General features: G+C 43.7%; 12 protein-coding genes and 1 pseudogene. 11 read left to right on the forward strand and 2 right to left on the reverse strand.

Going from position 1 to position 12914, the window contains the following annotated elements; genetic code table 11:
- Positions 1-50: 50 nt before the first annotated feature.
- Together ppiC and MTR11_RS11635 are read left to right on the forward strand one after the other, a co-directional pair.
- The gene (ppiC, locus tag MTR11_RS11630; protein ID WP_074189873.1) at positions 51-392 is read left to right on the forward strand and encodes a peptidylprolyl isomerase PpiC; all 342 of its coding nucleotides are present in this window, start codon (positions 51-53) and stop codon (positions 390-392) included.
- Positions 393-771: 379 nt separating this feature from the next.
- A pseudogene (locus MTR11_RS11635) lies at positions 772-1460 on the forward strand (ABC transporter permease); the annotation flags it as partial.
- A 177-nt stretch (positions 1461-1637) separates the two neighbouring features.
- Here MTR11_RS11635 and MTR11_RS11640 read toward each other — a convergent pair.
- Positions 1638-2396, reverse strand: coding sequence for a DeoR/GlpR family DNA-binding transcription regulator (locus tag MTR11_RS11640; protein WP_243327587.1), 759 nt, complete (start codon positions 2394-2396; stop codon positions 1638-1640).
- A 274-nt stretch (positions 2397-2670) separates the two neighbouring features.
- Here MTR11_RS11640 and ltnD point away from each other — a divergent pair, with 274 nt between their 5' ends.
- The 6 genes from ltnD (at position 2671) to MTR11_RS11670 (ending at position 8810) form a co-directional block, all read left to right on the forward strand.
- A complete protein-coding gene (gene ltnD / locus MTR11_RS11645) occupies positions 2671-3579 on the forward strand; it encodes an L-threonate dehydrogenase (RefSeq protein ID WP_085344551.1) in 909 nt (302 codons plus the stop codon).
- Between the two features lie 25 nt (positions 3580-3604).
- On the forward strand, positions 3605-4861 hold the full coding sequence (gene otnK, locus MTR11_RS11650; RefSeq protein WP_048625565.1) for a 3-oxo-tetronate kinase: 1257 nt from the start codon (positions 3605-3607) through the stop codon (positions 4859-4861).
- Between the two features lie 11 nt (positions 4862-4872).
- Positions 4873-5520: an aldolase gene (locus MTR11_RS11655; protein WP_005385078.1), complete on the forward strand. Its 648-nt coding sequence runs from the start codon at positions 4873-4875 to the stop codon at positions 5518-5520.
- Positions 5520-6296, forward strand: a complete 777-nt coding sequence (gene otnI / locus MTR11_RS11660; protein ID WP_243327589.1) for a 2-oxo-tetronate isomerase — start codon at positions 5520-5522, stop codon at positions 6294-6296. The genes MTR11_RS11655 and otnI overlap by 1 nt, the downstream gene beginning before the upstream one ends.
- A gap of 61 nt (positions 6297-6357) precedes the next feature.
- Complete coding sequence (denD, locus tag MTR11_RS11665; RefSeq protein ID WP_243327591.1) at positions 6358-7317, forward strand: D-erythronate dehydrogenase; 960 nt, start codon at positions 6358-6360, stop codon at positions 7315-7317.
- Complete coding sequence (locus tag MTR11_RS11670; protein WP_048625307.1) at positions 7317-8810, forward strand: GntP family permease; 1494 nt, start codon at positions 7317-7319, stop codon at positions 8808-8810. The genes denD and MTR11_RS11670 overlap by 1 nt, the downstream gene beginning before the upstream one ends.
- Positions 8811-9073: 263 nt before the next feature.
- Here MTR11_RS11670 and rcnR read toward each other — a convergent pair whose 3' ends face one another.
- On the reverse strand, positions 9074-9346 hold the full coding sequence (rcnR, locus tag MTR11_RS11675; RefSeq protein ID WP_085344497.1) for a Ni(II)/Co(II)-binding transcriptional repressor RcnR: 273 nt from the start codon (positions 9344-9346) through the stop codon (positions 9074-9076).
- A 136-nt stretch (positions 9347-9482) separates the two neighbouring features.
- Between rcnR and MTR11_RS11680 the strand changes: the two genes are divergently transcribed.
- The 3 genes from MTR11_RS11680 to MTR11_RS11690 all read left to right on the forward strand — a co-directional run bounded on the left by MTR11_RS11680 (position 9483) and on the right by MTR11_RS11690 (position 12865).
- A complete protein-coding gene (locus tag MTR11_RS11680) occupies positions 9483-10559 on the forward strand; it encodes a nickel/cobalt efflux protein RcnA (protein WP_085344498.1) in 1077 nt (358 codons plus the stop codon).
- Between the two features lie 51 nt (positions 10560-10610).
- Entirely contained in the window at positions 10611-10961 is a 351-nt protein-coding gene (locus MTR11_RS11685; protein ID WP_005392525.1) for a DUF3147 family protein, read from the forward strand.
- A gap of 344 nt (positions 10962-11305) precedes the next feature.
- Entirely contained in the window at positions 11306-12865 is a 1560-nt protein-coding gene (locus tag MTR11_RS11690; RefSeq protein ID WP_047008423.1) for a methyl-accepting chemotaxis protein, read from the forward strand.
- The last annotated feature ends 49 nt before the right edge of the window (positions 12866-12914 follow it).

A 12914-nucleotide genomic window follows, 5' to 3' on the forward strand; every position in this document is an offset into this window, starting at 1 on the left:
TTATAGTCCCATGTATTTGAACCTTGAAGCCGCCTAGGTATAAACAAGAAATGTTTGGCGTGTTAAAAGGGATTGGGTACACTTGCGCGACCAGAATAGTGAGAGATAGATCAATGGCAAATACAGCAGCCGCATTACATATTCTTGTGAAGCACAAAGAGCAAGCAGAAGACATTATCAAGCAACTGAAAAAAGGCGCAAAGTTTCAGACACTAGCGAAGAAGTATTCCACTTGCCCGTCAGGTAAGCGCGGTGGTGATCTTGGTGAGTTCCGCCGTGGTCAAATGGTACCTCAGTTCGACAAAGTGTGCTTTTCTGGCGAGGTTCTGACGCCACATCTAGTCAAAACCAAGTTCGGCTGGCATGTTGTAAAGGTGCTTTACAGAACATAAGGCTTGGTATCTACCTAAACATTGTCAGATGAAACCCACAAGCCTTAAATATCATCTGTACGGTCTCTTTTCACCAATCACTACCGTTATGACATGGCAGATACATTCTGATCTGCCATGCTCAACCAAACGCTAATCTTTCCAAACTAGAAACTCATTTATATGTAGTTAACTTGGCTTTTCTCATAAGTCGTTATCCTATTTGAAGCTTTGTATGAGAATACGTTTGCTGGTTGTATCAGTTATCCATGCTATTCCTTGCTGGAGAACTCTGGTTCATGTTCGGGCGCTTGCTCAATGACAGCCTTAGCGTGTATTAGATGAGCCTTGGGTGATCACTTGGCTATCGGCGAACATCAGTAAGTTTCAAATCTTACGCTTTGCCTTGCTGATTGGTTGTGCGGGGTGGGCGTTAATGCGCGATCCTTACACCATCCACTTTACTCGCCTTGAATTGCGTTTGGTGCCGACGCCGTTGGTCGAGATCTGCTTGCTCGTTTAGGCGGCGGTATGATGTCGACGATCAAAATGGGCATCATCGCAAAGTTCCTAAGTTTGGTGATTAGTTTGCTGCTCGGCTTCGTGACTCGTTATAGCCGAGGCTTAATTGAGATCACCAAAGGTGTGCCATACATTGTGGCGGGTCTGCTGACCGCTGGTCTAACGGGGATGAACCCAAACAGTGCCTTGATTGCGATTGTTATGGTGTCGTGGGCACCATTAGCGGCGCCCTGCGCGAGCTTGTTGATGGAAGCCAAAGCGCAGCCTTATACGCATCTTGCGCCCATTTGGGGAACCAGTCAGTGGCGAGTACTCCGTTACTACTTGTTGCCTTATGTGCTGCCGCCATTGATTCGTCACGCGTTTCTGCGTTTGCCGTACATTACGATCAGCCTGACTTCTCTGAGTTTTATCGGACTAGGCGTTAAGCCGCCAGAACCCGAGTGGGGTTTATTGATTGCAGAGAATCTGCCTTACATAGAGCGCTCGCCATTAGGTGTCTTGCTGCCAATCTCAGGCTTAGTTTTGATGGCAATTGCGGTGAATTTGATTTTTGATGACAAGTGACGAGCAGCGATAAAGCGAAGTGAGCGTCCATATCCAGATGTAATCAGTAATTTGGTAATTTAGAAAACAAAAGGATGTGTTTTCTGCCAGAAAGTACACAATAAGGTCTATGTATATTGGAAGCACCTATAGATTAACGAGTATAAAAGTGACGCGAACTCAGGTGTTTAGGTAGTGTTACTCTTTATAAACACGTAATCCTTTATCCGTTAATTCTTGTGTGACCACTTCTGATAGGTTTCGATCGGTAATAATTCCGTCCAATTGCTCGATGTCTAATGCATGAAAGCTCGCTATCTGACCGTATTTAGTTGAGTCTGAGATCAGATAGTTGGTTTGTGCTGCCTTGATGATCGCTTTTTTTACGAGAACTTTATTTTCATTAGGTGTTGATAAGCCTTTCAAGCTCCAAGATGAGGTCGAAATAAAGGCGATATCAATATTTAGCCCGTTCAAGAACTCTGCGACTTTTCCACCAATGGTGGATTGGTTTTCGCGGTCAATTTTTCCTCCTGTGTGGTAAAGCTCACATTCACTGTGCGTCATAAGGAAAGCAGCAATAGAGAAGTCATTGGTGATCACTAAAAGATCACTACGATTTGCTATTTGATGGGCGATTTCTAGAGAGGTTGTTCCCGCATCCAAGTAAATAGTAGCGTCTTGGCCAATTAACGTAGCCGCCAGCTTACCAATTTGAATCTTTTCATCCGCTTGTTGCTCGACCTTCGCATCATGGGAAAGTTCTGAATGTAGAGCTTGAGCGAGTTGCACTCCACCAGAAACAGAAACGACTTTACCTGAGGATTCAAGCTTCACGATATCACGACGAATGGTCATATGTGATACGCCAAGGTGGTCGGTTAAATCTGAAATGCTTAACACTTCTTGATGTGATAACAGGGATAATATGGTTCTTTGACGTTCTGCTGGGATCATAATTTCACTTCTATATTCTTGTTTTTCAGTATCCTACCAATCTTTTTATTTTTTGTGAATATCTGTGAATTATGTTCTCAACGTTGTAAGAACAGCCTTCGCTTGTGTTAACTGCTCGGAATGTCTCTTCCCATAAAGAGGTATATATCACGACATTGTTAATTTATGTGAAAAAATGTGATTCAAAGCGAAGTCTTAGTATTAATCTTCACATATAATCACATTAACCAAACAAGAATTAACAAAGTTTAATAGACCAGAAGGCATTGTTTTTATGAGTGAAGTTCAATCTGTAGGTGTTATCGGTTTAGGCTCTATGGGAATGGGCGCCGCAAAGTCATGTGTGCGTGCAGGCCTAGATGTATATGGTTTCGATTTAAATTCTCAAGCGCTTGAAGAGCTAGGTTCATTCGGTGCAAAAGCTGTTTCTACAAATGCAGTTGAGTTTGCAGATAAGCTTGATTCGGTTCTAGTTCTTGTTGTGAACGCAGCTCAAGTTAACACGGTCTTGTTCAAAACCGGTCTTGCTACAGCGCTTAAGCCGAATACGCCAGTAATGGTTTCAGCAACCATCTCAGCAGAAGACGCAAAACAAATTGAAGCGAAATTGGCAGAACACAACCTTGTGATGCTTGATGCACCGGTATCTGGTGGTGCTGCAAAAGCAGAATCAGGTGAGATGACTATTATGGCGTCGGGAGCGCAAAGCACATTTGATGCACTTGAACCAGTACTCAACGCAACGGCAGCTAAGGTCTACAACATCGGTGAAGCGATTGGCCTAGGCGCAACTGTGAAGATTATCCACCAATTGCTAGCAGGTGTTCATATCGCAGCTGGTGCTGAAGCAATGGCATTAGCGGCACGTGCAAACATTCCTCTTGACCTGATGTACGACGTGGTGACGAATGCAGCGGGTAACTCTTGGATGTTTGAGAACCGCATGAAGCATGTAGTTGATGGTGACTACTCCCCTAAATCTATGGTCGACATCTTTGTGAAAGATCTAAACCTCGTATCGGACACAGCAAAAGATCTCAAATTTCCACTTCCTCTATCAAGCACAGCACTAAACATGTTTTTGAGTGCAAGCAATGCTGGTTTTGGCCAGGAAGACGACAGTGCCGTTATCAAGATTTTTGATGGTATTGAGCTTCCAGGTGTAGAAAACAAACAGAAGTAAGCGCACGTAAAACGGAGAAAAAATGATGTTATTAGGCGTTATCGCAGACGACTTTACTGGCGCAACAGACATCGCAGGTTTTCTTGTAGAAAACGGCATGCGCACAGTTCAGCTTAACGGTATTCCAAAAGAAGAGATTGATGTAAACGCAGATGCGGTCGTGATCAGTCTTAAATCTCGCTCCTGTCCTGTAGATGAGGCAATCGAGGATTCAGTAGCTGCGCTTAAGTGGCTGCAAGCAAATGGCTGTCAGCAGTTTTACTTCAAGTACTGCTCAACGTTTGACAGCACAGCAGAAGGTAACATTGGTCCTGTAACGGATGCACTGCTTGCAGAGCTAGGTGAAGCGTTCACCATTGTATGCCCATCATTACCAGTGAATGGTCGCACAGTTTACAACGGCCATCTATTTGTATTCCAAGACTTGCTAAGCGACTCAGGTATGCGTAATCACCCTGTGACACCAATGACTGATTCAAGCCTAGTTCGTATGATGGATGCTCAATCTCAAGGCAAATCTGGCCTGGTGAACTTCCAAATAATTGAACAAGGTCCAAAAGCGGTAATTGAGCGCTTTGAAGAGCTAAAAGTACAAGGCAACCGCTATGCAGTGGTTGATGCATTCAATGCAGAGCATCTTGTCACACTTGGCCAAGCGGCGAAGTCTCTAAAACTGGTAACTGGTGGTTCTGGTTTGGCTGCGGGTATTGCTAAGAACTGGATAGAGAACCTTGAAGATCAAAGTGATGCGAAGCAAGAGGGGAACCCTAAAAAGGCACCAACCGTTGTGTTATCTGGATCTTGTTCTGTCATGACCAACCAACAGGTCGCTGTTTACAAAGAAAAAGCGCCACACTTTGCTATTGATGTGAAGGCGTGTCTGACGGAAGAAGATTACTCAAATCAAGTGTTTGATTGGGTCATGACCAACATCGAAAGCGAGTTCGCACCACTGGTTTACGCAACCGCAGATGCAGCGGCGTTAAAAGCGATTCAACAAGAGTTTGGCGCGCATGCTTCAAGTCACGCGGTTGAACAATTCTTTAGCCAACTTGCAATCAAACTTCAGCAGCACGGTGTGAAAAATTTCATCGTTGCGGGTGGGGAAACCTCAGGGGTTGTAACCCAAAGCCTAGCCGTAAAAGGTTTTCATATCGGTCCTCAAATCGCACCAGGTGTACCTTGGGTGAAGTCACTTGAAGGCGAGCTTTCTTTGGCTCTGAAATCGGGCAACTTCGGCGATGAACACTTCTTTGCCAAAGCACAGTCGTTTTTTGAATAGGTGAGGTTGTGATGAATAAAGAATTGATGACAGAACAACAACTGCGAGAGCAAATGGTCACTATGGCGCGCTCTATGTTTGAACGTGGCTATGCGACTGGCGGCGCTGGCAACCTTTCTCTAAAACTGCCTAATGGACACTTTCTGGCAACGCCAACTGGTTCTTCGTTCGGCCGCTTGATTGCTGAAGAGCTTTCGGTTGTGGATATTGATGGCAACCATATCTCTGGTGAAAAGCCATCAAAAGAAGTGGCTTTTCATCTGGCGATTTATCGAAATAACTCAAAGTGTAATGCGATTGTGCATCTGCATTCTACTTACTTGACGGCGCTTTCTTGTCTTGAAGGTTTAGATCGCGAGAATGCCATCAAAGCTTTCACACCTTACTTTGTAATGCGCATTGGCGAACTGCCAGTGATTCCGTACCTGCGCCCGGGCGACCCTCAGATTGCTGAAGAACTTGCGCAGCGGGCTAGTGACTACCGAGCTTTCCTCCTGGCGAACCATGGTCCAGTGATCACGGGTACGGACTTTGAAGATGCAGTGGATAACGCAGAAGAGCTAGAAGAGACAGCGAAGCTAGCGTTCATTCTTAAAGACAGCAACATCCGCTACTTAACGGATACTGAGATTCAAGACCTAAAAGGGAGAGGTAAGTAATGGCTAAATTCGCGGCAAATCTGACAATGTTATTCACAGAAGTTCCTTTTATAGATCGTTTCGAAAAAGCACACCAAGCGGGCTTCAAAGCGGTGGAATACCTTTTTCCATACGCATTCGAAGCGCAAGAACTAGCAAGCAAGATACAGCAGTTTGGTTTTGAGCAAGCGTTATTCAACATGCCTCCAGGTGATTGGGATGCAGGTGAACGAGGTTTTGCAGCTATTCCGGGGCGTGAGGATGAATTTAAAACGAGCGTCGAGACTGCGTTGATGTACGCCAAGGCACTGAACTGTAAAAAGGTTCACGCTATGTCTGGCATTGTTGATTCACGCTTCACTCGTGATCAGCATATTGAAACCTTTATCTCAAACATTCGTTATGCAGCGGATAAGTTTGCCGAACATGGTGTTGAGCTGATGATTGAGCCACTCAACAATCGCGATGTACCGAACTACTTTGTTGCACATCAACGTGAAGCGGTGGAACTCATCAAACAAGTGGCTCGTCCAAACGTGAAATTGCAGCTCGATCTCTATCACGCACAAATTATGGACGGTGATCTGAGTACGTTGATTCGCGATGTGGCGCCATACACAGGCCATATTCAAATTGCTTCTGTGCCTGAAAGGCACGAACCATCGGAAGGCGAACTGAATTACCCACACCTATTCAATGTTTTGGATGACTCTGGTTACCAAGGCTGGATCGGTTGTGAATACAACCCAAGGCATAGCACGCAGCTGGGCCTTAGTTGGGTTAAACCATACCTATAACAATTTTAATTTCTATCCATAAATAACTTGAAACTAATTACAAAAACAAAGGGTCGTGACTATGAATATTATCATAACTGGAGGGGCGGGTTTTCTCGGAACCCTACTTGCCAAATCACTACTAAAAGAAAACAAAGCTGAAAGTATTACTATTGTCGACATTCAAAAGTCGCGCTTAGAGGGCATTGATGACCGAGTCGTTTCTTTAGTCATGGATATGACAAAGCGAGAAAATATAGACCAAGTTATTACTGCCGAAACGACACACATTTTTCATTTAGCGGCAATTGTATCGAGCCATGCTGAGCAAGATTTTGATTTAGGCGTAGCTGTAAATCTGACGACCACACAGTTATTGCTTGAGCGTTGCCGTAAAGTAAACCCTAATATTCGTTTTACGTTTGCTTCATCTTTAGCTGTATTTGGTGGTGAACTTCCGGAAACGATTACACCAATAACAGCACTTCATCCTCAGTCATCCTACGGGACGCAAAAAGCTATAGGTGAGTTATTGGTGAACGACTATGCCCGTAAAGGCTTTGTTAAAGCTGTATCCGTACGTTTACCGACTATTTGTATTCGCCCTGGGAAACCAAACCTTGCCGCTAGCTCTTTCGTAAGCGGAATTATTCGTGAGCCTTTGAATGCTCAAGAATCAAATTGTCCTGTAGACCCTACGCTAAAACTTTGGATATCGAGCCCGTCTAGAGTGGTTGACAATATTCAGTATGCAGGGCTAATGCCTTATGAGCAGTTAAATAATCTGTCCTATAGAACGCTTAATTTACCTGGCATTCAAACTACACCAGCTGAGATGATTCAAACAATGGACACTTTAGTGGGTAAGCAACTTTCTAATTATATTACCTATGAGCATGATGCGGGTATTGATCGTATTGTGAGTAGTTGGCCACAAAAAATTGATTGTACTAAAGAACTGGAGCTTGGATTTAAAGCAGACAGTAATTTCAAGGATGTATTACAACAATTTATTTCTGTTAACAATATGGAGATTGTCTAATGTTACCAACCTCAGTAATTGGACTAATAGTAGCCGTATCAGTCCTTGTTTTTCTTGTATTACGTACAAAAGTACATGTGTTAATTGCGATGTTAATTGCGGCATGTATCGCAGGTATTATTGGTGGGTTAAGTGTTGACGACACGATTGCGACCGTTAGCAAAGGATTTGGTGGAACATTAGGCGGTATAGGGATTGTCATCGGTCTCGGCGTTATGATGGGGGCTATTTTAGAGGCTTCTGGAGCAGGAGAAAGTATTGCCTATAATTTTATAAAGTGGTTAGGAAAAAAGAAAGAAGAGGCCGCTCTTGCTGTAACTGGCTATATTGTTAGCATCCCAATCTTTGTGGATAGCGCGCTTATCATTCTTTATCCAATTGCGAAGTCTTTGTCAAAAACGTCCAATCGCTCGATTTTAACGCTTACGGTTGCTCTGGCGGGCGGCTTGGTCGTAGCGCATCACGCTATTCCGCCGACTCCAGGGCCTTTGGGAGTTGCTGGTATCTTTGGTGTCGATCTTGCCAGCATGTTAGGTTTTGGTTTGATGATCGCAGCGCCTTGTGTCATGGGTATTGTTTGGTATGCAAGATGGTTAGAAAAGCAGTTTCCTGAATTCATTCCAACCGAACATTTCTCGAAGTCTAGTGAGCAACTGATTAATGATCACAAAGAGTACATTGCAAGTAAAGAAGCGAAAGACCTACCATCTTTAAGTAAATCTATCGCTCCAATTATTATCCCTATTTTACTTATACTTGCGAAATCAGTGATGGGTTTATTAGAGGGGACTTTCGGTTTCGAAGGGCTGACAGCAACAACATTTGGTCAATTTATCGCTTTTATCGGCAGCCCTACAATTGCACTATCAATAGCAACCTTATTAGCGGTTTACACATTGGGTAATAACCTTACCAAAGAAGAAGCGAATGAAAAGATGGAACAAGGAATCTCCACTTGTGGCATCATTTTGTTAGTAACAGGTGCTGGTGGCGCGTTAGGTGCGGTATTGCGTGAAACGGGTGCGGGCGCAGAGATTGCCAACCAAGTTGCAGGGCTTCCTATTTCTGCGGTTATGATTCCATTTATTATTGCGACGTTAGTTCGCATTATTCAAGGCTCTGGTACAGTCTCCATGATAACCGCTGCTTCTATATCTGCCCCAGTTTTAGTGAATATTCCTGATGTTAACCTTTTATTCGCAGCGACGGCAGCTACGATGGGATCTCTATTTGCTGGCTACTTTAATGACTCGTTATTCCATATTGTTAATCGACTAATGGGGGTGACTGAGGTTAAGAAACAACTCATCATTTGGACTATTCCAACAACAATTGCTTGGGCTATTGGTGGTTCATTAGTCATGATTCTTAACTTATTCTTCGGATCTCATGGTTCAATCTTTGATCCCGTGTTACCACTTGCTGTACTTTTGGGGTGTATTGCATTTACAAAATCTTACAGCGCTAAGCACGTCGAATTACAAGAGGTATAAAGGTTTACTTGTACTCTTCCATAAAGTCAAAACCTATCACAATATGTATTTTTAGCAGATAGTTTAGGGATTTTTAATAATATGAACGGCCCTATGTTTGGGCCGTTTTAGTTCTGATAACTAAACTATTTAACTTGAACTGATATAGTTTCTTTCAACCTAATCGATATGAAATGGAATCTCTATTTCCCGTTTAGTTAACGATTACATATAAAGGATCTATTCGAGTTTAACCCTAGTGACTTTACTCTAGCGAAGTAGGGTTACTTTATATAAGAGTCCAGTACTTTCAATACGACTTCCATATCTTTTTCACGTTGAGTTTTGTCTTCCTCAAGTACAACGTGCTCAAGTAAGTGACCTTTAATTACTTCTTTCATTAAGCCATTTACAGCCCCTCGAATTGCAGCGATTTGTTGCAACACATCTTGGCACTCATGTTCTTCTTCCAGCATTTTTTTAAGACCATTCACCTGACCCTGTATTTTGCTGACACGGGTATTGAGCTTCTTTTGATCTCTGGTTGTATGGGACATGACTTATCTTCTTTAAGTTACTGACTGCGAGATTCTAACTGATAATGTAGCACTCATCTTATACTGGGGGGTAGTATTAAATACTGGGGGGGAGTATAGTTTAAGGCAACTTTAGAAGAGCATATTGAGAATAACAATGGATTTTGTCGCATTATTACAACAAGGTAATGGATGGTTTTTTATACCCAGCGCCATTTTATTAGGAGCGTTACATGGATTAGAGCCAGGACATTCAAAAACGATGATGGCGGCGTTTATTGTGGCCGTAAAAGGAACAGTGAAGCAGGCGGTTATGTTGGGGCTGGCTGCAACGCTTTCCCATACGGCGATCGTATGGATAATTGCTGCGGGTGGGATGTATATAAGCCAAAGATTTACTGCAGAAGCTGCGGAGCCATGGATGCAGCTTATCTCTGGGGTAATTATCGTCTCGACGGGTTTATGGATGTTCTGGAGAACGTGGAGCGATGAGCGAGCTTGGCACAAAGCTCATAAGCAAGCTCGAGACTGGAGAACGCAAGTTGTCGATACTGGTCATGGGCATCTATCGCTTTCTATTGTAGATGAAGGGTATCACTGCCGTTTTCAGTTACGCACACTTAATGGTAAGCCTTTAACGGCTGAAAGCGTTAAACTAGTGCTACCCAACGCAATCAGACAGCCTTCTGATATTTATCACTTTATTGAGCGCGATGGCTATTTGGAATCCGCCTCCTGTATTGAAGCCTCTGATGATTTTTTCGTCACGTTGATGGTCGGGCACCATGATCACACCCACGATTTCGAGGTGCATTTTCATGCGGATTCCCACTCGGAAGGTGAGAATAAAGAGTACCAAGACGCTCATGAGCGTGCTCACGCTCTAGATATTCAAAAGCGCTTTGGCGATCGAGATGTTACCAATGGACAAATACTTCTGTTTGGTTTGACTGGTGGGTTAATACCATGCCCGGCGGCGGTCACTGTTTTACTCATTTGTTTGCAACTTAAGGCCATGACACTTGGTGCAACCTTGGTGGTGTCGTTCAGTATTGGTCTAGCGTTAACTTTAGTTGCGGTTGGTGTTGTCGCGGCAGTGGGTGTTCAAAAAGCAACATCGAAGTGGAGTGGTTTGAACGATGTGGCTCGTCGTGCACCTTATCTATCGGGGATCTTGATTAGTGCCGTTGGTGTATATATGGGCATGCACGGGTTTACGACGTTAATGAGCTAAGCTCTGTTGTAATTATTACGTCGCTTTTTGTTTATTAAAGGTAGCTCTTTCATGTTGTGGATGATTACTAAGTACGCGTTAACCGCAGGAATAGTGGTGCTGATATCTGAAGTTGCCAAGAGAAGTGATAAAGCGGGAGCGCTGATTGCCGCGCTCCCGACGGTCACTATTTTAGCTTTGATTTGGATGTATATTGAAGGTCAAGGTCAGGAAAAGCTCGCGAACCACGCGTTTTATACTTTTTGGTATGTACTGCCTACATTGCCGATGTTTCTAGTTTTTCCTTTCTTACTGAGCCGATATTCGTTTTGGTTCTCTTTGGGAATTTGCGCCATTATTTCAATCGTTTGTTTCTTCATTGTGACCATCGTTATCAAAGAGTTTGGAATAGAATTAACTTAGTTGAGCAAAGGAGAATTGTAAGAATATAGGTCGAAGCGTTCGCTTATTTATATTTTCAAGGCTCTAACTAGAACTTTTTTTTAACTCTCGATGCTAGTGTGGCCGCTTACTTGAAGTTAGCGATTGCTCTCTTGTCTTTCAGCCAAACCTCGTAGAAATGTGACGTTTTGAAGACTTTTCTTCCTTCATTCTAAAGTTATCGGTAATCAGGCAGATACAGTGGCTACAAAGTTACGTCTAGCTTTGCCAGACAGGCTAAAAATACAGTTTGTGTTGGTTATAAGAGGCGAAAGGCTTAACGCTCTGTCGTGAGCATCACATTGAATTGTACCGAGACAATTAAAATGAAAAGAATCATCTTATTAGCCGTTTGCGCCATGTTTGGTATTGCTGTCGTGGCAAGTATGGCATCAACGTACCTAATTTCGAGTCAGAAAATCGATGACATCATCTTAAACAAATCCCAAGTTCAAGCTGAGTTTTTAGCAGGAAATGCAAGTTATATTTTGGAGAACTCAGCCAACCCAATGCAAGACTTACAATCGCTCGTTGAGGGTTTGAAACAACGTTCAGACGTAAGCTATGCAGTCGTAATTGATCGCAATGTGACGGCGGTTGCTCACAGTGATAAGCAAAAGCTAAATAAAACCTACAATGATAACTATACCGTTGAAGGTGCAACCAAGGGTGTACAACAGTATTCAAAGTGGTATGCCGATGTCCAGAAAGTGTGGGTGTTTGATATCATGGCGCCGATCTACGTGAATGGTCAGTTGTACGGTACGTTTGATATTGGTATTCCTATTACAGAAGTAAGCCAAGCGACGAATGGAATTATTACTTCCCAACTGATTTCCATGGTGGTGATCTTCGTTCTGTGTGTTTTGGCTCTATCGCTGCTACTCAACAAGCTGATGCGACCGCTATCTGCGCTTAAGGAGGCGTTGCAAGACATCTCGAAAGGTGACGGAGACTTAACGGTTCGTTTACCAGCAAAAGGTAATGACGAAGTCGCACAAATTTCTTCGGCGTTCAACGTGTTTGTTGGCAAGGTACATGAAATCATTACACAAGTTGTAAATACTGGTGTGGATCTGAATGGTTCTGCTGTTGCGCTGCGTGGACAATCTCAACAAGCGCTTGCAAGAGGGCAGGAGCAGAATGAGCAAACCATGCTGGTTGTCACGTCTATGAACGAAATGATCGCGACCGTCAACGAAATCGCGTCAAATGCTGCTGGTGCAGCAAGTGCTGCGAGCACGGCAAGTAATGAGACTCAAGATGGCTACAAGACGCTAGAACGCACCAAGACGGCGATGACGAATCTTGAAAACGAGATGAACAGTACTTCCAATATTATCGTAAGCCTTGCGGACAACACTCAGTCGATTGGTAGTATTCTCGAAGTCATTAGAGGGATCTCTGAGCAAACTAACCTACTAGCGTTAAATGCCGCTATTGAAGCAGCGCGCGCCGGTGACGCCGGACGAGGTTTCGCCGTAGTGGCAGACGAGGTTCGTAATCTTGCAACTAAAACGGCTCAGTCCACTGATGAAATTGACAACATGATCCATCAGTTGCAAACCGAAGCCCAAAGTGCGGTTAATTCAATGAGTAATAGTAGAACCCTAATTGAAGAAGGCACTGCAGAAACGGAGCTCGCTCGACAAGCACTAGAGGCTATTGCAGATCAAGTGACCACCATTTTGGATATCAATACTCAGGTGGCAACGGCAACAGAACAGCAATCGACGGTAGCAAATGAAATTAACATGAATATGGATACCGTCAGTCACTCCGTGAAAAACGCGCTAACGGCGAGTGAGCAATTGGAAGAATCAAGTCAACAACTTGCGGAATTATCGAGAACTCTCGATCGTCACGTAGGAGCGTTTAGAATTTAAACGCCAACGGAAATCCTTTTGCAAAAGCCAGTAAATCTCGATTGCTGGC

Source organism: Vibrio sp. CCB-PB317 (genome assembly GCF_022808245.1).
In the GTDB taxonomy this organism is placed as follows: Bacteria; Pseudomonadota; Gammaproteobacteria; order Enterobacterales; family Vibrionaceae; genus Vibrio; species Vibrio diabolicus.